This is a genomic window from Sporosarcina sp. P19 (assembly GCF_002743165.1).
In the GTDB taxonomy this organism is placed as follows: Bacteria; Bacillota; Bacilli; order Bacillales_A; family Planococcaceae; genus Sporosarcina; species Sporosarcina ureae.
Map to the genome: position 1 here is coordinate 129,838 of NZ_PDYR01000007.1, position 19,925 is coordinate 149,762.

The following is a 19,925-nucleotide window of genomic DNA, read 5'->3' on the forward strand; positions in this document are numbered from 1 at the left end:
AATATATAATAGTGAAATATGACATATGAAATAGTGTATAACGGAGTGAAAATCATGGATATTAAACAGCTTCATTATTTCAAGGAAATTGTAGATCAGGAAAGTATTTCGAAAGCTGCCCTCAATCTGCACATAGCTCAGCCACCACTCAGTCAACAATTGAAAAAGCTAGAGATGGAGCTTGGTACAACGTTGATTCATCGCTATCGACAAAAATGGGAGCTAACAGAAACAGGGCATATTCTGTATCAATATGCAAAAAAAATACTTCTTAGCTTGGATGATGTGAAGAGACAAATCGAAGAAATTGAAAAAGGGAGTGCAGGAACATTGCGTATTGGTGTTTCGTCTGCCTGTTTAAATCTGCTCGTCGACTACGTCAGCATATATCGTAAACAGTTTCCGGATGTCAAAATCAGTATTGAAAAAGGGAATTCCGAGGAATTGCTGAGGAAGCTGGATCATAAAGAAATTGAAGTCGCTTTGTTATTGCGACTGGAACATAGTGCACACTGCGATGTATTGGCGTTAAAACAACAGGAATATGTGGTAGTGTGTCCGCGGAGCTGGGGAGATATTTTTTCATCCGAGCATGTTACATTTCAAGATCTTGCCGAGCATCCTTTTATAATGCTTGCTGCAATGGAAGGCCATTCGTATTATGAAAACATCCTAAAAGCTTTTCAAGAAGCACATACTATTCCAGACATTGTAATGGAGAGCAAGGATCTGACCACCGTAATCGCAATGGTTAGTAAAGGTTTAGGCTATTCTATTATTCCACGAGTAGCTTATGCGGTACCAATGGAACAATTAAAGATCTATGAATTAAAGCAATTTGATTTCCGTGTTGAGCCAGTCATGATTAAGACGAAGGGTGAACGAGTTTCTAAAGCGACATCTCATTTTTGGGAGTTAGTAGATTCTATACGTACCGACATTACCCATGACTGGCAGCAATCCATATGGTGCGATTATGACTGTAGGTAAAGACCATAATACGTAAAAATCCAATCACATACGTGATTGGATTTTTTGTGTAAATTGTTATTTCACTTGTTCTTTCGTATCTACTTTTTGCACTTCTATTTTCTTGGGCTCATCATCATCGTCATCCATAATGTCCTTTGCCGATTTCTTGAATTCAGACAACGTTTTTCCTACTGCTGAACCAATTTCGGGTAATTTACGGGGTCCGAACAAAATTAAAATAATCACTAAAATAATAATTAAGCCAGGTACTCCAATTGCGGCTAAGTTCATAGCGATTCCTCCTCTCGTAGCTTTAAAAAATGTAGTCCTCTTTACATCATAACCTATATTTGATCTCATAAAACACTATTTAAGGATTTAAATGAAGAAGAGTATTTCTACACTCTTCTGATTAAATTTCCAACGATTGGACAAACTAACAAATAACTTGTTTGATCAGAAAGTAGTGATGAGTATGGATGAAGCAACGTGTCATATAGAACCACCTGCATACTTTACACGTTTGGCTACACGACTGGAACCAACCGCGGATATAGTGAAAAAAACCTTGAAAAGTAGAGATCGAGTAGTGCACCTTTTGTATTTGAAAAGTGTAGTGGATATGATGCAACTACAAGAAATTGTGGTGAAACCTTTCTATGAGATGTCAGCCGAACAGAATTTTGCGGAGTATATTCAGTCATTACCTTATGAAACCAAGATGCCAACTGGGGATGAAGAGGTTCTTATAGAAATAACGAAGGGTAATGTATTTGTGATGATCGACAAGCAAATAACGTTACTTGAGTTAAAATTAGTAGCAGCCAATGCGGTGCAAGAAGCCATTATGGAGCCTACCATTCATGGTCCCCAACTTGGACTGAGTGAGAGTATTGAGACGAATATTAACCTAATGCGGCAACGTTATCATAAGCCGTCCTTAATTATTGAACCAATGCAACTGGAAGATGCTTCGAATCGTGATATTGCGTTAATTTATGATGAAGAAAGAGTAAAACCCCAACTATTGAAGATAATCAGAAAACGTATTCTCACCTTGGAGGTAGAACTAGTTCAGGGAAGCTCAGACTTACAGTATTACATGAACAATAAAAAATACAGCTTGTTTCCAACCAGTCTTCTGACTGAGCGACCGGATCGTATACTTCATAATATGGCGGTTGGAAAAGTTATTATTTTAGTAGATGGCAGCCCTCATGCAATTATTGCACCTACAACGTTTTTTGATTTTATGCTTTCGATGGAAGATGCGTATTACTCCTTTTGGGTAGTATCGTTAATACGGTTTCTTCGATATGCAGGATTGTTTACATGTATTATGCTGCCATCTATATATGTTGGGGTTACTTCCTATACACCGGAAGTTCTTAGGACAGAGCTTGCCTTGACGGTGGCTGCGAGCAGGATTGGCGTTCCGTATCCCTCATTTATTGAAGTGTTTTTCATGTTGATCTTTATTGAACTGCTGACGGAAGCTAGTATGCGGTTGCCAAATAGTATCAGCGCTACGGCTACAACAGTTGGGGGACTTATCCTTGGAACTGCAGCAGTAGAGGCTGCATTGACATCAAACATCATGGTCATCGTCGTCTCCCTTGTAGCGATTTCCACCTTTGTTATCCCAATAAGTGAAATGAATTATGCTGTCCGGGTCTGCCGTTTTCTACTATTGTTATATACGACGGCATTTGGTCTAGCAGGTATGGTACTCGGTATGTTGGGTTTATTGTTGTATTTGGTGAACAAAGACAGTTTCAGTGAGCCGTATTTACGGATGTTTTGGAAAAATAGACAAGAAGAATTGAAGGCGGATGATTCATGAGCCGCTTTGTTTATTTTTTACTCATATCCAATATGATCGCCAACCTCATTGCTGCTAGTCCAAGAATCTTTTTCGCTAAAAGTGAAGAAGGGGCAATTGTCACGATGATCATTGCGTTGTTTTTTGGCGTATTTATGAACTGGGCATTGATCACTTCTTTTAAAGCGTTTCCAGGGAAGAGCTTACCGGAAATTTTATCTTTATATCTATCGAAATGGATTACTATTCCGGCATTACTCTTAATAGGAGTAATTTGGTATGTATCAGGTCTTCAGACGCTGATTACTTATATAGATATTCTATTACGATTTTTAACCCCAGAGATGTCTGTTTATTTAGTCATTGCGATGTTTATTCCAGTGATCACTTTTGGAGTAATCATGCAGAGTCGAAATATATTATTTACACTTGAATTGGTGTTTGTTTTGGCGTTTCCTGCTGCAGCATATTACGTAGTAAAACTCTATTTTGCTGAACAGGTCAGCTGGGATCATGTGGCAATTGCGATGACTTTTATTGATAATCCACCAGACTATACAGTGTTTTCTACTACGACTTATTTATTCGCAGGAACTTTTGATATCGTTATTTTCAATTCGCTTCTGAAGAAAAAAATGACTTTTGGTATTAAACAGGCTTTAATTGTGTTCATTCTGGGCGCTTTTGCACTTTTTACTACCTATTTTATTCCGATTGGAGTATTAGGATTTGATCAAGTGGAAAGTATCCTGTACCCATGGATTCTGACTAGTGATTCTATTCGAATGAAGTTCGGGGTAATTGAGCGTGTGATATTTATCTTTTTGCTACTATTCTTGGCGATTGCCTTTTTAAATATTACGATTCATTGGCATGTTGCTTGTAAATTATTTCAAAGTGCATTTGGTATAGAACAATTGAAAATAAAGTGGCGTGAAAAAATCAGTCTTGTAATAATGGTTGTAGTATTTTGGTCCATAGCGATCTATACAACATTAAAAGTGACCGAGTACGATCTGTTTCTTTTTAGTGGGTATTACTTTAATTCTATTCCAATTGTGTTGACTGCTCTAATAACTCTAATGCTTGTAGTAAATAGGAGGGCGAAGTCTTGAAATTCCTCTCAGTGAGTAAATGGTTTATGGTGGTTTTATGCATGAGTGGTGTTTTGCTTCAATATGGCTGTGCGTTCAAAGATATTGATAAACGCCTTTTTGTGTCTGCGATTGGGATTGATCCTGCCGAAAATGTAGAGAATGGATACAAAGTAACATTGAAAGTCGCTTTACCGTTTGGGGCTATTAAGGATTCTGAGAGGCCGAGCTTTGCTTATCTTTCACGCGAAGGACAATCAATAGGCGAAGCGATTCGCATGCTGGAAACACATGTAGACAAAGTATTGGAACTTGGTCATATGAAAACAGTTATTGTAAATGAAAAACTTCTTAGTGATGATATGCAGTCATTCATGGATTATTTTATTCGACGCGGTGATATCCAATTAATCGCGTATGTTGCAGGGGCCAGGCCTTCAGCCGAAACGATTTTAAAAGTAGAACCAAATACTGAAGCACCGGCATCGGTTGCTTTAATCAACTTTTTTGGAGCAACGGCGAATGATAATCCATATGTTGTGACGACTTTTCTATTTCAATTGCGTAGAGATATCCTTGCAGATGGTATAAATCCCGTTTTGCCATTAATTGAGACAAATGCAGGAGGCGATGAACTAATAGTAAATAATTCCATAGTAGTTGATAAGAGAGAGGATCCGGCTGTTCTATCTGCTATTGATACGAAGTATTTTAATTCTTTATTGAAAGATTCAACTGGATTTACCTATCTAGTCAAAGAAGGAAGCCTTAAGTTATTATTGAACATTAGCCAAAGTAAAATGACGTATCAATTTGTACCGAGTAAAGGAAGTGGAGCGCCGCGTGCGATAGATATGCACATTGTGATGAAAGGAACGATAGGTGAAGCCAATAAAGATTTATCTATTGCTAAATTGGATGACTATAATAGATTGGCCTCAAAAGAAGTGAAACAAAATGTCATGCACTTTCTAACTAAAATGCAAGAGGAAAATCTGGATCCTTTTGGTTTTGGCTTACGTTACCGAGCTACACGGTTGCATACAGAAGATATATTTACTACGTGGCAAAAAGCATATCCTGATATCGAATTCAAAGTTACTGTGGACGTCAAACTACAGGGAACAGGAACGATAGAATAATTAGTAGAAAAACGTCATCCATCACAGTATCGGATGACGTTTTTCTACTAGTTTTTATGAAAGTTCTTTTTACTTTCTACGATTACGCCGCTCTTGATTGTCTAAGTTAGCTGGTTGCTGCCGTTTCTGATCGAAGGTAAACTCCTCACCGAACTCCATACTATCCAGCCGCTGTGGTTGTTCAAGCTGTACAGGTCTTTCTTGTTGTTTTCTTTCAGGCTTTCGTTTCTTCATGAGAAACCGCATCCTTCCTACCTTTTAGATGAATTTCTTTGGCCAAGTTAGGATGAGCACAACTACAGATTCTATTCATGATAAGAAAAAACTTCACCAGCGCTATACGCTTGGTGAAGTTTTGTGGTGATTATTGCAAATGCAATGGTGGTGGGAAAATCCAACCTTTTGATTTATTTAAGCTCAGTAATTTGGCACCGAATGCTACTTTCTCCATATGACACTTTGCAAACATAGCTGCCACGTCTTCACGTAGACATTGTCCCATTGCCATACTACATGAAACGAGTCCTTGTCCAACATTAATGGATATAGCTCCACTAATTTCGGGGTCCATAAAGCGTGCGCCCGCAGGAATGTCCTCAGCATTTGCTTTTGGTCTTTCAGGAAGTGCAGGTGGCGGTGTGATGCCATTTGCTTTCAGTACTTTGCCGAAATCTTTGTTCTCCGCTTTCATAGTTTTAATTGCATCTTCAAGCAGACTAATGAGATCCGTATCTTCCGCGTGGTTAACGAATGCTTCATATCCGCTGATTAGACCGTTATTTGCACCCATGAACGCCCATATAGCTGTGATTTCTCCGTAATGCATAGGCTGATCTTTTGGATTGCCATCTAAAATACCCATAAAAACACACTCCTCATCATTGTTTTCACTTCAAGAGTAGTCTTTACAGATATCATTTTTTTATACTTATTTTTTATATGTCGTAACAAAAGAAGGGCCTGAGAAAATGTTAGGTCGCTGATCGACGCCATCTTGAGTACCGCGTTTCGCATGCGCTTTTCCGTAAGCCTGTGACTCTTGCCAGTTTTTGAAGGACTCTTCGTCTTCCCACATTGTCAAAATCACATATGTGCCAGAGTGTACTGGTCGCAATACGCGAATCGCCACGAATCCTGGCTCTGCTTCTATTAGACGTGCACGGTTATTAAAGCGCTGTTCAAAAGTTTCTCTTCCTTCTTCAGTTACAGGAATATTGTTTAATACAGCAAAACGACCAGATGGTAAATCTCCGCTCTGATCCAAAATATCGTATTCGATGGCGTTGTTGAGAGTTGTCGTTTCCGCCTCTTGTAGCACAAGCACTTCTTCATCATTATTCATTAATGACGCACGTGCTTCTTCTGGTAAGTTACCTGCATCTTCTAGTGGGCCTGTCCATTTAAATAGTTTCATTTCAAACACCTCATCTTTTCTATTTTGTTGATTACAACATAGTATAACGGAGAAAAGAAAATGCTTTCAATGAATAAGCAAACAGTTCTATTGGTTTAAGTTCAGAAATAGCAGGGAAGAGTAAGGAAAATACTTTTGGAGGCGATCAAATGAATCACAAATATGCAGATGTACTAGCGGTATTAGAGGATTGTATAAAGGCGTGTAATCATTGTTTTGACGCGTGTCTAAAAGAAGAAGTTGTTCGTATGATGGCGGACTGTATTCGACTCGATCGAGAGTGTGCAGACATTTGTTCATATGCAATCCAGTCGATTACTCGACAAAGTCCATTTACCGATAAAATCTTGCAACTTTGTGCGGAAATTTGTGAGCAGTGCGCAGAAGAATGTGGCAAACACGATCATGATCACTGTAAGCAGTGCGCTGAAGCATGCCGCAAGTGTGCAGAAGCTTGTCGCAATGTAGCTTAATTTCGTATATACAGTTAAAACACCTTCCGCTATTATGAGGGTGTTTTTTGTTTGCAATGAGTTGGCTTCTCCTGATTTAATCATTTTGCATACAAAACAAAAACCTTCCATACAAGTATGGAAGGTTTTTTCTCTGTTTATGTAAGCCGTGTTTGCCGTACTTAGTCATAGAAAGTTTTAAACCACCACTCCTCAAAGTGGGTGTTTGCGGAAAACGTTCCTGTATGTCTGGATTGCTATAAGGAATCCAGCATGCCATTTCCGTTTCGTAATAAACTCCCTTTTACAGCTTAAAGGTTAAAACTTAATGTCATACGAACAATACAGCTTGTAGATTTATATTACACCTGTAAAAGCGAAAATGCAATGGAAAGTTCTTCTGTTTATTGAAACTAAAACGTATGTTAGAACGTATAGAAATGAAAAGACAGGAGTGATCATGTATGGAACAGCATGAAAACAACTCGGAAAAACAACAATTGGTTACAGGACAGACACGGGAAATCAGTACACTGAATCAGGAAGTGGATGAACTGCGTAAAGAAGTAAAACAGCTTCGTGAAGATATTGAGCTAATTGATATATTTCAAAAGAAACCCATCGTTTCATCTGCAGTCATCGGACAAATTGGTGGAATTATTATTGCTATACTGGTTATAGTCGGAATATTCTTTTAATTAAAAACTCTGCATGATGCTATAAAAATGGTGGACTTATAGTTTTTGCTGGTTATATTAAAAAGCTAGTGATTTTGACATATATTACGCCTGTTTCAATTACGCCCGTACAGAGTTTATTGGGATGTACGATTCCCGTGAGAACCCTGTACGCGATATTGAATTGCACAAAAAGCGAGGGCAAGCTAGAGCCACAATTAATGTATTCGCAGTTTTGATTAAAAGCATCATAAGAAGTGTCATTCAAATTAAAATGGCAGAAAATCAGAATTTCATTATTCGCTTGTCAATGTCTATTAAATCCCCGTTCTTCGATGATACGTACAGTAATGCCAGTTAATTCATCATGCTCAGTGAATCGTTCACTGAGCATATCTGTAAGTATATGTTTTAGAAAGTATTCTACACAGTTCATATCTTGATAAATCAGTATGGTTCTTAAGGCTTCTTCATAGATTTCTATAAACAATGGCTCTGGGTTATCCTTTTGGATCTCGCCAAATGATTCATAAAGCAAATCAACTTTATCAGCAACGGATAAAATGCGCCCCTCCAATGTTTCATCCTTTCCTTCTTTTAACCGCTCTAAATATATAGCTTGAAACTCAGTAGGAAATTCTTTTTCTATAAAACTTCTAGTCATTTCTTCTTCTACTTCACCGAATAGTTTTTTCAATTCTTTTGAAGCGTATTTTACAGGTGTCTTAATATCCCCTGTAAATAGTTCTGCGTAATCATGGTTCAAAGCCTTTTCATATAGGCTTTTCCAATTCACATTCTGTCCAGATTCCTCTTCAACTGTCCCGAGGAACTGAGCAATTTTTGTTACTTTAAATGAATGGCTAGCGACAGAATGCTCCTGAAATTTGAACTTTCCAGGACAACGAATAATTAGTTCTAAATCAGATAAGCTTTTAAAGTATTGGTGTACTCCCACAGCATTCATCACCTTTATTTAGTATTTACGGCTTAAAAACATTCCTATTCATGTTTTTAAGAGGGGCTTGTCTACATGCAGCACTATTATATAGTAACCCTAATGCAGACAGAATTATACGGATAGGTAAGAATTCCATTTAGCAACAAGTATATCCAATAACTAATTATAGAATAACTAGATCACAGGTGATGATGTTTAGACTCTTTATAATGTGGAATAGTATTTACAGAACATCACATAAGGAGTGGTAAGCATTATGGCTAAAATTGCAACAGTACTTGGTGATATGTTTGAGGACTCAGAATATATGAAACCGGCTGCCGCGTATAAGGAAGCTGGACACGAAGTAGAAGTGATTGGCGCTGAAGCAGGAACAGAAGTAACGGGTATGAAAGAAAATACAAAAGTGGGAATTGATAAAGCAATTGCTGACGCTAAATCGTCAGATTATGACGCGTTATTTATTCCAGGCGGGTTTTCACCGGACATTTTACGTGCAGATGATCGTTTTGTGAAATTTGTCAAAGAATTTATGGATGCAAAAAAACCTGTATTCGCAATTTGTCATGGTCCACAATTGCTCATTACAGCGAAAGCGCTTGAAGGGCGAGATGCAACAGGATATACGTCCATTCGTGTAGATATGGAATATGCAGGTGCAAAATACGCAGACAAAGAAGTAGTAGTCTGTCAGAACCAACTTGTAACAAGCCGTACACCTGACGATATTCCAGCTTTTAATCGCGAATCACTAAAAATTTTAGAAAAATAATAAATACTTCGATCGTCAAGGTGTAAAAGCCTTGACGTTTTTTTGTGTCTTCTGCACATTAAACCGCTACTTACAACATACGATAACCATACATTTTAACATTCGTTGAAAAAGATTCTCAATTGTACTTGAAAAAGGTTCTCAATGAGAGTATGCTAAAAGCAACGAATAAATCGGAAAGACGATCGCGTCTTACAAATGAAAGGTCGGGGATCTAACATGTATAAGATTGTTGCATTGGCGGTATTAGCAGGGATTGCATTAGGTGCAGCAGCTGGATTTTCCTTTGGAAGTAAAGAACTGACAGGTATGTTCGCCGGAATGGCGGCACTTGCGTTTATCGCAGCACCGGCAGCGGTCGTCTATGCAAGTGAAAAGAAAAAATGGCATCAAGCTCACTAATACAAAAAAGCATCCAAAATTTTGGATGCTTTTTTGTATTAATGTAATCAAATATTTCCAAGTCTTATTTCTACGAGAGATTAAATCTCAATATGCAGACCATCCATTGTCAGCTTCCATGATGACACCGTTAACATAAGAGGATTCATCTGATGCAAGGAATAGCGCAATGCTTGCGATTTCTTCCTTTGTTCCAGGACGGCTCATCATGTTTACGCCTCTTAGTGCTTGCTTCATGCCGAATGCATCTGGTTGAGTCAAGCCGTTTGTAATATTAGTTGGGATTTGTGCTGGGGCAATTGCGTTACAGCGGATGTTTAACGGACCGTATTGAGAAGCAACGCTTTTTGTCATCCCTGCAACGGCGTGTTTTGATGCAGTGTAGGCTAGTCCGCCCCGACCACCTGTTACCGCTGAAATAGAAGCCATGTTGACAATAACACCTGCTTTTTTCTCTTCGAAAATAGCTAATGCTTTACGAGTTGCACGCATAACACCTGTTGTGTTGATTGCTAATACTTTATCCCATACTTCATCAGGCACTGTAGCCGCAGAGTACATATTGTCCATAATACCGGCATTGTTCACTAGAATATCAAGTGTACCGAATTGCTCGACTGCTGTATCAATCATTTTTTGTACGTCTTCCTCAACTGTTACGTTGGTTTTAACTGCTAGCGCTTCACCGCCAGCATTTTTGATCGTCTGGACAGTTTCTTCTGCACCTTCTATATTCATATCTGCGATGATGAGTTTTGCACCTTCACGCGCATATAGTTCAGCAATTTCTCGTCCAATTCCAGACCCTGCGCCAGTTACTACTGCTACTTTGTTTTCTAGTCGATTCAACAAACTCGCCTCCAATTTATTCGTGCGTTCTTATTTCATTATATACTTTAACGTCTAACTATTGAAGGGTTTAGCTTTTGTTTTGATTGTAAAAAAACTCGAACTGTCAGGGTTGTACTGACGGTTCGAGTTGTGCTGTTTCATATTATTGAACTTTTACGCCTTCTACTACTTCCTTTGCAGCATAAAGTGCTTGTTTCACATCAGCAATTATATCTTCTACATCTTCTACGCCGACCGAGAAACGTAGCAGACGATCATCCACCCCACGGCGATTACGTTCTTCTAATGGGATATCCATATGCGTCTGTGTAGTCGGATACGTGATGAAGCTTTCCACACCGCCCAAACTCTCGGCGAATGAAATGAGGTTCATGTTTTCAAGGAATGGTCCTACCCATTCACTATTCTTTACTCGGAATGACAACATACCACCGATTCCAGCGTAGAGCACGTCGACAATGAGAGGTTCTTGTTCTAAATAAGATACCATCGCTTTTGCATTTGCGTCATGCTGTTTCATGCGTAAATGTAATGTTTTCAGACCACGTACGACAAGCCATGAATCAAGAGGGGACAATGTAGCGCCAATCGCATTATGGTTAGTAAATAGACGTTCGCATAATTCCTCACCCTTTGCGACGACTAAACCTGCTAGTACGTCATTATGTCCACCGATATATTTCGTTGCGCTATGAATGACGATATCTGCGCCTTCTTCAATAGGTCGCTGGAAATAGGGGGTTAGGAATGTATTATCGACAATTAGCAATAAGCCATGCTTTTTCGCCAATTCAGCATACGTCCTAATTGCTATGTTTTGCATTAATGGATTTGTTGGCGTTTCTAAGAAGATTGCTTTTGTGCGATCAGTAATCGCTTGCTCGACTTCTGAAACATCATCGAACGATAAGTATCGCGTCTTAACATTGTACGTCTCTTCATATTGATTAAATAAACGATAGGTGCCGCCATATAAGTCTTCAGGTGCCAGTAGTTCTGAACCTGACTTAAATAAGGATAAAATTAGTTGAATGGCTGCCATTCCGGAACTGCACGCAAATCCTTGATCACCGGATTCCAAGTTTGCGATACCATCCTCTAAGATAGAACGCGTAGGATTTTTTGTTCGTGTGTAATCATATCCTGTCGATTTCCCTAGACCTTCATGGTGGTACGCTGTAGACAAGTAAATAGGCGTATTGACTGCTCCGGTTTTCTCATCACTGTGGTTCCCGAGTTGTACTAATCTGGTTTCTAATCCATTGTTTGTCATGAATATCCATCCCCCCCAGCAAAATAAAAAAGAACCTCTTCTTTTCGAATAGGCCCTCGAACATACAAGTGTATACAGTATTCTCATCTTCAAGGTGGTGTCACCCTTGGAATTAGCACCGTGCCTGAGGCTGGTTGCTGAGACATCGCTGGGCCTATCCCTCCGTCTCTCTCGATAAGAATATTCACAATATAGGAAAAACTGTTGACGGATTTATTCTATCATGCGGATATACTAGAAGCAAGCTTCCTTTTATCGTCATCGGCTGATTTTTTGTTATAGCAAAAGATTTGCTATACTTATAGAGCTATTCATGACAGAAAGGAGATATTTATTTTGGCTTGGAGTTATGTCGCCCTAGCGGCTGTTATAGAGATTTTCTGGGTAGTCGGTCTCCGTTACTCTGAAACGGCAATTCAATGGACTGGAACAGGTGTGGCCATTGTATTAAGCTTTTATTTCATTATCAAGGCATGCGAAAAATTACCTTCAGGCACGGTGTATGCAGTCTTTACCGGGTCGGGAGCCGCGGCAATCCTTTTGGTGGATATATTCGTCTTTCAAGCAGGTTTCACATGGGTTACGCTGACCTTTATAGGATTAATTGTCATCGGGGTAGTTGGCATCAAGTTGACTACAGATGAACAAGTAGATACTGAAGGAGGTGGATGACGATGGCTTGGGTGTACTTGGCTATTGCCAGTCTCGGCGAGATTTTTGGTGTGGTAAGCATCAATTACTATTTACAAAAACGTTCTATTAAAAGATTGTTACTCATTGTCGGGATATTTGGTTTCGGCTTTGTTTTCCTGTCTCTTGCTATGCGTGAAATTCAGATGAGTACAGCCTACGCAGTATGGACCGGTTTAGGAGCAGCTGGAGCTGTATTGATGGGGATTTTAATATTCAAAGAATCTGCTAGCGTCAAACGCCTTTTCTTTTTATCGCTCATTATTCTCGGTGCTGTTGGCTTAAAATTATTCGGATAAAGGGAGTGGACACACTGGTTTATTGGACACGATTTAATTTCGACGGGTGGTCAGTAATACTAGCTGCTACAGAAAAGGGACTTTGCTACGTGGGGCTAGCCGAAAATAGTTTAGAACAACTGAAGGATTGGGCTAAGCGACTTGATAATGAAGGATTAAAGGAAGACGAAGCAAAGCTTGAAGTCTATAGCAATCAGCTCAAAGGGTATTTTTCGGGGAGGACTAACGATCTTTTAGCGCTGCCTCTTGATTTAAAGGGAACACCATTTCAACTGCAAGTATGGGAAATGCTACAACAGATACCCTATGATGAAGTCGTAACCTATTCAGAAATTGCAGAACAGATAGGGAAAGCATCAGCTGTTCGCGCTGTAGCATCTGCAATAGGCAAGAATCCTGTATTGATCGTGGTGCCTTGTCACCGTGTGATTGCAAAAAGTGGAGGATTGTCAGGCTATCGAGATGGGAAAAAGCATAAAAGGAACCTGCTACAACTGGAGAAATCGCGCTTGATAAGTGATAGGACGGAGTGAGCAACATGAAATATAAGCAAATTAAACCGAAGAAAATATATGAAGAAGTGGCGGATAGTTTATTGGATTCCATTCAGTCCGGAGAGTTAAAGCCAGGTGATAAATTGGATTCTGTGCAGCAGCTGGCTGAAAACTTTACTGTTGGCAGATCAACAATTCGCGAGGCCTTATCAACATTACGTGCTAGAGGGCTTATTGAAATGCGACAGGGAGAGGGGACTTATGTCAAGGAATTCTCACCCGTCGATATGATCTTCCCGTTACAGAGTGCCATGCTCATGAATCAACAGGATATTCAATATTTATTAGCTGTGAGAAAAATAGTTGAGACCGGAGCCGCAGCGAATGCAGCAGAATCCCGTACATCATACGATTTGAAAAAGATGGAAACAGCACTCAATGAAATGAAACAGCATGCCGGGGATATTTTGCTAGGTGAAAAAGCGGATTTGGACTTTCATTTTGCAATCGCAGAAGCAACAAAAAATCCGTTGTTGGTAAACTTGTTGAGCCAAGTTGCGGGACTGATGAGTGAATCGATGAGAGAGACGCGTCGTATTTGCCTATATTCGGAGACTGCAACAGTAGAGCGTTTGCATGATGAGCATGAGGCCATATTTTTAGCGATTAAATCACAGCAACCAGAAATTGCATCAAGTACTATGCAAGCCCATCTTCTGAATGTGGAGTCTGTTCTAATAAATCATTGGAAGTCAGTAAAAGAATAACATTATTCACTCATTTTCTTTTGAGTGAATTTTTTTATAGCCAAATATATGAATGCTCTGTCAATTGAAAGAGCTTTGTAGTATGCTATGTAAAATGTTAGTCATCTGATGACCTGTCGATTGCGTGCGTTGTCATAGTGAAGGAGTGAAGTGAGATGAAAGTAAGCTTATTTATAACGTGTCTTGTAGACATGTTCTATGCAGAAGCCGGTAAAGACATGGTTGAAGTATTAGAGAGACAAGGCTGTGAATTATCGTTTCCAAAAGGACAAGTATGCTGCGGACAGCCTGCTTATAACAGCGGTTACGTAGAAAATTCAAAATCAGCAATGAAGAATATGATTAAGACATTTGAAAATGCGGAGTATGTTGTCACACCTTCAGGATCTTGTGCGACCATGTTTAAATTGTATCCTGATGTATTCAAAGATGATCACAATTGGTTACCAAGAGCACAGGAGCTGGCAGATAAAACGTATGAGTTCACTCAGTTCCTTGTAAATGTATTGCAAGTGGAAAACGTAGGAGCAAAATTGATAGGAAAAGCGACGTATCATCCGTCTTGCCATATGACGAGATTACTAGGCGCTAGTGAAGAACCGAGAAAGCTTTTGAATCAAGTGGAAGGACTGGAAATGATCCCTTTACCCAATGCGCATAATTGCTGCGGATTTGGCGGAACATTCTCCGTTAAGATGGGAGATATCTCTGAACAGATGGTAGATGAGAAGGTCGATAGTGCCATGGCGACAGAGGTAGATTATTTAATTGGGGCGGACTGTGGCTGCCTCATGAATATTGGAGGGCGTGCAGAGCGTATGGGCAAGCCGATCAGGGTTATGCATATCGCACAAGTATTGAATAATCACGAGTAAATTAAAAAAAGTGAGGTGATAGCAATGGCGATGAAGTTCAGCAAGAAAAACTTTACAGATCGAACAAAGGATAATATTTCAGATGATTTCATGAGACAGGCAGTGGCGAGTGCACAAGAACGTTTGCATGGCAGAAGACTAGACGCTGCAGAAGAGTTAGGTAGTTGGGAAGAATGGCGTTCACACGGAGAAGAAATTCGTCAGCATGTTCTTGAAAACTTGGATTACTATTTATATCAGCTAAGTGAAAATGTTGCACAACGTGGTGGTCATGTATTTTTTGCGAAGACAGCTGAAGAAGCGAGTGATTATGTTCGGGATGTCATAAAGAAAAAAGATGGCAAAAAAGTCGTGAAGTCGAAATCCATGGTAACAGAAGAAATCAATCTAAATGCCGTTCTAGAAGAAGCTGGATGCGAAGTCATAGAGACAGACTTAGGCGAGTATATCCTTCAAGTAGATGATCATGATCCACCCTCACATATTGTAGCGCCAGCACTTCATAAAAACAGAGAACAAATTCGTGAAGTTTTTGAGCAGAAGTTAGATTATCAAAATACTTCTAAACCTGAAGAATTAGCTTTGCATGCACGTGAAAAACTGCGTCAAGAATTCTTGGATGCAGACATAGGTGTTACTGGCTGCAATTTTGCGATAGCTGAAACGGGCTCAATTAGCCTCGTGACGAATGAAGGGAATGCACGACTAGTCTCTGCGTTGCCTAAAACACAAATTACGGTAATGGGGATGGAGCGGGTAGTACCTTCCTTTGAAGAATTCGAAGTACTGGTCAGCTTATTGACACGAAGTGCAGTAGGTCAAAAATTGACGAGTTATGTCACGGCGTTAACAGGTCCTAGAGATGAAGGGGACGTAGATGGTCCTGAAGAATTTCATTTAGTTATCGTCGACAATGGTCGTTCTGAAATTTTAGGGACAGAATTTCAGTCGGTGTTGCAATGTATCCGATGTGCTGCGTGTGTCAACGTGTGTCCTGTTTATCGTCATATTGGCGGACACTCATACGGCTCCATTTATTCAGGCCCGATCGGTGCTGTGCTATCGCCATTGCTTGGAGGTTACGACGATTTCAAGGAGTTGCCTTTTGCTTCCACGCTTTGCGGAGCGTGCACGGATGCTTGTCCGGTGAAAATCCCTCTTCACGAACTACTTCATACACATCGACGCATTATTGTGGAAGAAGAAGGTCGATCACCTATTTCCGAAAGACTGGCAATGAAAGCATTTGGGATCGGTGCTTCTTCCAATCCGTTGTACTCTATGGGATCAAAGGTAGCATCTACTGCGATGAAACCATTGACGAAAAATGACCGAATTTCAAAAGGTCCGGGACCACTGAAAGACTGGACAGATTTACGGGAGTTCCCGGCTGTCGGAAATACGCGTTTCCGTGACTGGTTCTATGATCAGGAAGGGGGCAAATAAGCATGGTAGGATCAATTCAAAACCGCGCCACATTTCTACAAACCATCGCGACACAACTAGGTCGAGAACCCAAAGAGAAAGTAGAAAAACCGATCTGGAAACATCAGCCTCAACGCACAGTGTTAGCGGATGCTTCAATAGATGAATTACTCGAAGTATTACGTGTACAATGCGAGCGAATTCATACAGATATCGTGGAAACGACAAAAGAATCGTTGTCGGTTGTGCTGGATGAAGTCGTAAAAGCTTACGGTGGCGGACCGCTATCTCTATGGAGAGACGAACGTTTTGAGGAATATGAATTATCGGACCTACTAGAGACAAAGTGGCCGTTAGAACAGATTGAAGTCAATAGCTGGGATCCTTCAATTGGAGTGAAGAATATCGAATTGGCTGAACAAGCGAATATCGGTATCACATTCAGCGACATGACCCTCGCAGAGTCCGGCACGGTCGTACTCTTCAGTAGTGCAGACAAAGGTCGTTCCGTCAGCTTGCTCCCAACGCATTATATTGCGTTAATTCCTAAAAGCACGCTAGTCCCAAGAATTACCCAAGCGTCAGATATGATTCGAGATAAATTAAACAATGGCGAGCAAGTCCCGTCCTGCATCAACTTCATCACAGGTCCAAGTAACTCCGCCGACATCGAAATGAACCTCGTCATTGGTGTGCATGGCCCGGTCAAAGCGACGTATATTGTTATAGAAGATTGTTAAAAATGAAGTGACGACTCTTTTCGTTTAGAAAGTGGGTAGCTAAACCAGAACCAAGTTTCACAGAGAATAATTATATGTGACAGAAAACAAATTCCGAAATTAATCGGAATCTGTCTTCTGTCTTTCTTTTATTGCGGTAGAAAAACCAAAGCATTGGGAGCATATAGTTCAACGTCACTATATTTGGTAAGTTACGCTCTAAGGAAAATATCCGCTTAGAACGTCCATCCACGTTTCCTCCGTGTTCATATTTCTTTCATGAACTTTTCTTTGCTAACCTTGAAAAGTTATATTTCTGAAATCGATTCACCAGTTAATGATTACTTTGCTGAGAAATAGGGGAAATAGTGTATAATGACAATATTATTGCAGCGGAAGAAGGAGACGACTATGACTTCATCATACAAAGACGACAGCTTAGCGTTACACACAGACCTATATCAAATCAATATGGCCGAATCGTATTGGGCGGACGGCATTCATGAACGGAAAGCCGTATTTGAAGTGTATTTCAGAAAAATTCCATTCGGTAACGGTTATGCGATATTTGCTGGCCTTGAACATGTACTGAAGTATCTTGAGGAGTTTTCATTCACAGAAAGCGATCTAGATTATTTACGAGAAGAGCTTGGGTTTGCGAATGACTTCCTCGATTATTTGAAAGGCGTCCGTTTCACTGGAGACGTTTACTCCATGAAAGAAGGAGAACTCGTTTTCGCGAATGAACCGATCATTCGTATTGAAGCGAACCTGATTGAAGCGCAGTTGATCGAAACAGCATTGCTAAATATTGTTAACTACCAGACATTGATCAGCACAAAAGCTAGCCGTATCAAGCAAGTAGTAAAAGATGACATTGTGATGGAATTCGGGAGCCGACGCGCGCACGAAATGGATGCCGCAGTTTGGGGCGCGCGTGCAGCGGTCATTGGTGGCGTGGAGTCCACGAGTAACGTACGTGCAGGAAAACGTTTCGGACTAACTGTTTCTGGAACGCATGCACATTCGTTTGTTCAAGCCTATAAAGATGAGTACACAGCATTCAAAGTTTACGCACAACGTCACAAAGACTGCGTCTTCTTAGTGGATACGTATAATACATTAAAGATTGGCGTTCCGACAGCTATCAAAGTAGCAAAAGAGCTTGGAGACAGCATTAATTTTATCGGTGTACGCCTGGACAGTGGAGATATTGCGTTCTTGTCAAAAGAAACTCGCCGAATGCTAGACGAAGCAGGTTTCCCGGATGCGAAAATCGTTGTATCCAATGATTTGGATGAGTACACGATTTTGAACTTGAAAGCTCAAGGAGCTCAAGTCGACATTTGGGGTATTGGAACAAAGCTGATTACGGCATATGATCAACCGGCGCTTGGAGCGGTCTATAAAATTGTCTCCATTGAAAGCGATGATGGGGAAATGCAAGATACGATTAAAATTTCAGCTAACGTAGAGAAAGTAACAACACCTGGCCGTAAAAAACTCTATCGAATTATTGACCTCGAAAATGGTAAAGCGGAAGGCGATTATATTACGATGCATGATGAGGATCCGACAAAGGAAGAACGCCTCAAAATGTTCCACCCTGTGCATACATTTATCTCAAAGTTTGTGACAAATTTTGAAGCAGTGAACTTACATGAGCATGTGATTCAGAATGGAACCGTTATTTATAAAAATCCTCCAGTGTATGAAATCCGTGAATTTGCACAACGAAATCTTTCTCTACTATGGGAGGAATATCAGCGTTCGTTAAATCCTGAAGAATATCCTGTTGATCTTAGTCAGAAGTGTTGGGACAATAAGAGACGTAATATAGAAGAAGTGCATGAAATGGTCGAGAACTATACCAAACAATGAAAAGGAAGTGGGAGCGTTGACATTGCAGCAAGAAATTATCCAAGCATTATGTACGAAGCCGGAAATCGACCCGCAGCAAGAGATCCGGACTTCCATTGACTTTATGAAAGCATATTTGAAAAAGAATACCTTTTTACAAGGGTTCACATTAGGTATTTCCGGTGGTCAAGATTCTACATTAGTCGGCAAGTTGGCGCAGATGGCAATTGACGAGCTGAATGAAGAAGAAGGGAAAGAAAAGTACCGCTTCTATGCTCTTCGTTTACCATACGGTGTGCAGTTTGACGAAGACGATTGCCAAGATGCATTGCGTTTTATTAAGCCGTCAATCGTTTATTCAGTCGATATTAAAGAAGCAGTGGATGCCAGTGAGCGAGCTATGAACAAAGCGGGTCTCCATATTTCTGATTTTGATAAAGGAAATGAAAAAGCGCGCGAACGTATGAAAGCACAATATTCCGTAGCGGCCATCCATCACTCTGTCGTTCTAGGTTCGGATCACGCAGCTGAAGCAATTACTGGATTTTATACAAAGTTTGGTGATGGCGCAGCGGATCTTATGCCGATCTACCGATTGAATAAACGCCAAGGAAAACAACTACTAGAAGCGCTAGATTGCCCACCACATTTATACAATAAAATCCCTACGGCTGATTTGGAAGACAATAAACCTGCCATTCCGGATGAGGTAGCATTAGGTGTGACGTATGATGAAATTGATGACTATCTGGAAGGAAAAGAAGTATCGGATGAGGCGCGAAAGCAAATAGAAGGGCATTATTTGAAATCAGCGCATAAACGCCATTTGCCTATCACGGTATTTGATGAGTTTTGGAAATGAAATCTGCCGACCTTTTGTGCGTCAAAGGGTCGGCAGTTTTTTTCTGTTTGTCGAGGTTATGCGTTTCAGGTATGATAGTTTCATATAATAAGACGGATTCA

The 19,925-nt window shown here is 40.2% G+C and carries 24 protein-coding genes, 1 other RNA gene and 1 riboswitch; of the genes, 17 read left to right on the forward strand and 8 right to left on the reverse strand.

Annotation, left to right across the window (positions count from 1 at the left end; translation table 11 throughout):
• Positions 1–54 precede the first annotated feature (54 nt).
• Positions 55–990, forward strand: a complete 936-nt coding sequence (locus CSV74_RS09615; protein ID WP_099691473.1) for a LysR family transcriptional regulator — start codon at positions 55–57, stop codon at positions 988–990.
• Positions 991–1,047: 57 nt separating this feature from the next.
• Here the strand turns inward: CSV74_RS09615 and tatA are convergent, their stop codons facing one another.
• A complete protein-coding gene (tatA, locus tag CSV74_RS09620; protein WP_099691474.1) occupies positions 1,048–1,263 on the reverse strand; it encodes a twin-arginine translocase TatA/TatE family subunit in 216 nt (71 codons plus the stop codon).
• Between the two features lie 184 nt (positions 1,264–1,447).
• Here tatA and CSV74_RS09625 point away from each other — a divergent pair, with 184 nt between their 5' ends.
• Genes CSV74_RS09625 through CSV74_RS09635 form a run of 3 tightly spaced genes read left to right on the forward strand, consistent with a single transcriptional unit; the run spans position 1,448 to position 5,030 of the window.
• Entirely contained in the window at positions 1,448–2,815 is a 1,368-nt protein-coding gene (locus tag CSV74_RS09625; RefSeq protein WP_099691475.1) for a spore germination protein, read from the forward strand.
• Positions 2,812–3,909: a GerAB/ArcD/ProY family transporter gene (locus tag CSV74_RS09630; RefSeq protein WP_099691476.1), complete on the forward strand. Its 1,098-nt coding sequence runs from the start codon at positions 2,812–2,814 to the stop codon at positions 3,907–3,909. The genes CSV74_RS09625 and CSV74_RS09630 overlap by 4 nt, the downstream gene beginning before the upstream one ends.
• Positions 3,906–5,030, forward strand: coding sequence for a Ger(x)C family spore germination protein (locus CSV74_RS09635; RefSeq protein WP_099691477.1), 1,125 nt, complete (start codon positions 3,906–3,908; stop codon positions 5,028–5,030). Before CSV74_RS09630 ends, CSV74_RS09635 begins: the two co-directional genes overlap by 4 nt.
• 69 nt (positions 5,031–5,099) lie before the next feature.
• Here CSV74_RS09635 and CSV74_RS16640 read toward each other — a convergent pair whose 3' ends face one another.
• From CSV74_RS16640 to CSV74_RS09645, 3 genes are all read right to left on the reverse strand, one after another.
• The gene (locus CSV74_RS16640) at positions 5,100–5,264 is read right to left on the reverse strand and encodes a hypothetical protein (protein WP_158231781.1); all 165 of its coding nucleotides are present in this window, start codon (positions 5,262–5,264) and stop codon (positions 5,100–5,102) included.
• A gap of 130 nt (positions 5,265–5,394) precedes the next feature.
• On the reverse strand, positions 5,395–5,892 hold the full coding sequence (locus tag CSV74_RS09640; RefSeq protein WP_029054190.1) for a DUF3231 family protein: 498 nt from the start codon (positions 5,890–5,892) through the stop codon (positions 5,395–5,397).
• 66 nt (positions 5,893–5,958) lie between these two features.
• Positions 5,959–6,444 (reverse strand): antibiotic biosynthesis monooxygenase family protein, encoded by a 486-nt coding sequence (locus CSV74_RS09645; protein ID WP_099691478.1) that lies wholly within the window; start codon positions 6,442–6,444, stop codon positions 5,959–5,961.
• Between the two features lie 149 nt (positions 6,445–6,593).
• Between CSV74_RS09645 and CSV74_RS09650 the strand changes: the two genes are divergently transcribed.
• On the forward strand, positions 6,594–6,917 hold the full coding sequence (locus CSV74_RS09650) for a four-helix bundle copper-binding protein (protein ID WP_099691479.1): 324 nt from the start codon (positions 6,594–6,596) through the stop codon (positions 6,915–6,917).
• A 139-nt stretch (positions 6,918–7,056) separates the two neighbouring features.
• On the opposite strand, the gene ssrS is transcribed toward CSV74_RS09650, so the two are convergent.
• Positions 7,057–7,250: non-coding RNA, 6S RNA (gene ssrS, locus CSV74_RS09655), on the reverse strand.
• Positions 7,251–7,360: 110 nt separating this feature from the next.
• Between ssrS and CSV74_RS09660 the strand changes: the two genes are divergently transcribed.
• Positions 7,361–7,594 carry a hypothetical protein gene (locus CSV74_RS09660; RefSeq protein WP_099691480.1) on the forward strand — a complete coding sequence of 78 codons (234 nt, stop codon included), beginning with the start codon at positions 7,361–7,363 and terminating at the stop codon, positions 7,592–7,594.
• A gap of 286 nt (positions 7,595–7,880) precedes the next feature.
• Here the strand turns inward: CSV74_RS09660 and CSV74_RS09665 are convergent, their stop codons facing one another.
• Entirely contained in the window at positions 7,881–8,531 is a 651-nt protein-coding gene (locus tag CSV74_RS09665) for an HD domain-containing protein (protein ID WP_099691481.1), read from the reverse strand.
• Positions 8,532–8,790: 259 nt separating this feature from the next.
• Here CSV74_RS09665 and CSV74_RS09670 point away from each other — a divergent pair, with 259 nt between their 5' ends.
• Together CSV74_RS09670 and CSV74_RS09675 are read left to right on the forward strand one after the other, a co-directional pair.
• A complete protein-coding gene (locus CSV74_RS09670; RefSeq protein WP_099670843.1) occupies positions 8,791–9,306 on the forward strand; it encodes a type 1 glutamine amidotransferase domain-containing protein in 516 nt (171 codons plus the stop codon).
• 219 nt (positions 9,307–9,525) lie between these two features.
• Positions 9,526–9,708, forward strand: a complete 183-nt coding sequence (locus CSV74_RS09675; protein WP_029054184.1) for a hypothetical protein — start codon at positions 9,526–9,528, stop codon at positions 9,706–9,708.
• An 87-nt stretch (positions 9,709–9,795) separates the two neighbouring features.
• On the opposite strand, the gene CSV74_RS09680 is transcribed toward CSV74_RS09675, so the two are convergent.
• Both CSV74_RS09680 and CSV74_RS09685 read right to left on the reverse strand, forming a co-directional pair.
• Complete coding sequence (locus CSV74_RS09680; protein WP_099691482.1) at positions 9,796–10,557, reverse strand: glucose 1-dehydrogenase; 762 nt, start codon at positions 10,555–10,557, stop codon at positions 9,796–9,798.
• A gap of 145 nt (positions 10,558–10,702) precedes the next feature.
• A complete protein-coding gene (locus tag CSV74_RS09685; RefSeq protein WP_099691483.1) occupies positions 10,703–11,833 on the reverse strand; it encodes a methionine biosynthesis PLP-dependent protein in 1,131 nt (376 codons plus the stop codon).
• A gap of 80 nt (positions 11,834–11,913) precedes the next feature.
• A riboswitch (SAM riboswitch) is annotated at positions 11,914–12,014 on the reverse strand.
• Between the two features lie 155 nt (positions 12,015–12,169).
• Here CSV74_RS09685 and CSV74_RS09690 point away from each other — a divergent pair.
• From CSV74_RS09690 to nadE, 9 genes are all read left to right on the forward strand, one after another.
• Positions 12,170–12,505, forward strand: a complete 336-nt coding sequence (locus CSV74_RS09690) for a DMT family transporter (protein WP_099670847.1) — start codon at positions 12,170–12,172, stop codon at positions 12,503–12,505.
• A gap of 2 nt (positions 12,506–12,507) precedes the next feature.
• Positions 12,508–12,822, forward strand: coding sequence for a DMT family transporter (locus CSV74_RS09695; protein ID WP_029054180.1), 315 nt, complete (start codon positions 12,508–12,510; stop codon positions 12,820–12,822).
• A 5-nt stretch (positions 12,823–12,827) separates the two neighbouring features.
• Positions 12,828–13,355, forward strand: a complete 528-nt coding sequence (locus CSV74_RS09700; RefSeq protein WP_369823706.1) for a methylated-DNA--[protein]-cysteine S-methyltransferase — start codon at positions 12,828–12,830, stop codon at positions 13,353–13,355.
• A gap of 5 nt (positions 13,356–13,360) precedes the next feature.
• Positions 13,361–14,083: a FadR/GntR family transcriptional regulator gene (locus CSV74_RS09705; RefSeq protein ID WP_099691485.1), complete on the forward strand. Its 723-nt coding sequence runs from the start codon at positions 13,361–13,363 to the stop codon at positions 14,081–14,083.
• 155 nt (positions 14,084–14,238) lie between these two features.
• Positions 14,239–14,958 carry a (Fe-S)-binding protein gene (locus tag CSV74_RS09710; protein ID WP_099691486.1) on the forward strand — a complete coding sequence of 240 codons (720 nt, stop codon included), beginning with the start codon at positions 14,239–14,241 and terminating at the stop codon, positions 14,956–14,958.
• A 24-nt stretch (positions 14,959–14,982) separates the two neighbouring features.
• On the forward strand, positions 14,983–16,404 hold the full coding sequence (locus CSV74_RS09715; protein ID WP_029054176.1) for a LutB/LldF family L-lactate oxidation iron-sulfur protein: 1,422 nt from the start codon (positions 14,983–14,985) through the stop codon (positions 16,402–16,404).
• A gap of 2 nt (positions 16,405–16,406) precedes the next feature.
• Positions 16,407–17,123 carry a LutC/YkgG family protein gene (locus tag CSV74_RS09720; RefSeq protein WP_099691487.1) on the forward strand — a complete coding sequence of 239 codons (717 nt, stop codon included), beginning with the start codon at positions 16,407–16,409 and terminating at the stop codon, positions 17,121–17,123.
• Positions 17,124–17,513: 390 nt separating this feature from the next.
• Positions 17,514–18,983 carry a nicotinate phosphoribosyltransferase gene (locus CSV74_RS09725; protein ID WP_099691499.1) on the forward strand — a complete coding sequence of 490 codons (1,470 nt, stop codon included), beginning with the start codon at positions 17,514–17,516 and terminating at the stop codon, positions 18,981–18,983.
• A 16-nt stretch (positions 18,984–18,999) separates the two neighbouring features.
• Positions 19,000–19,824: an ammonia-dependent NAD(+) synthetase gene (nadE, locus tag CSV74_RS09730; protein ID WP_029054173.1), complete on the forward strand. Its 825-nt coding sequence runs from the start codon at positions 19,000–19,002 to the stop codon at positions 19,822–19,824.
• The last annotated feature ends 101 nt before the right edge of the window (positions 19,825–19,925 follow it).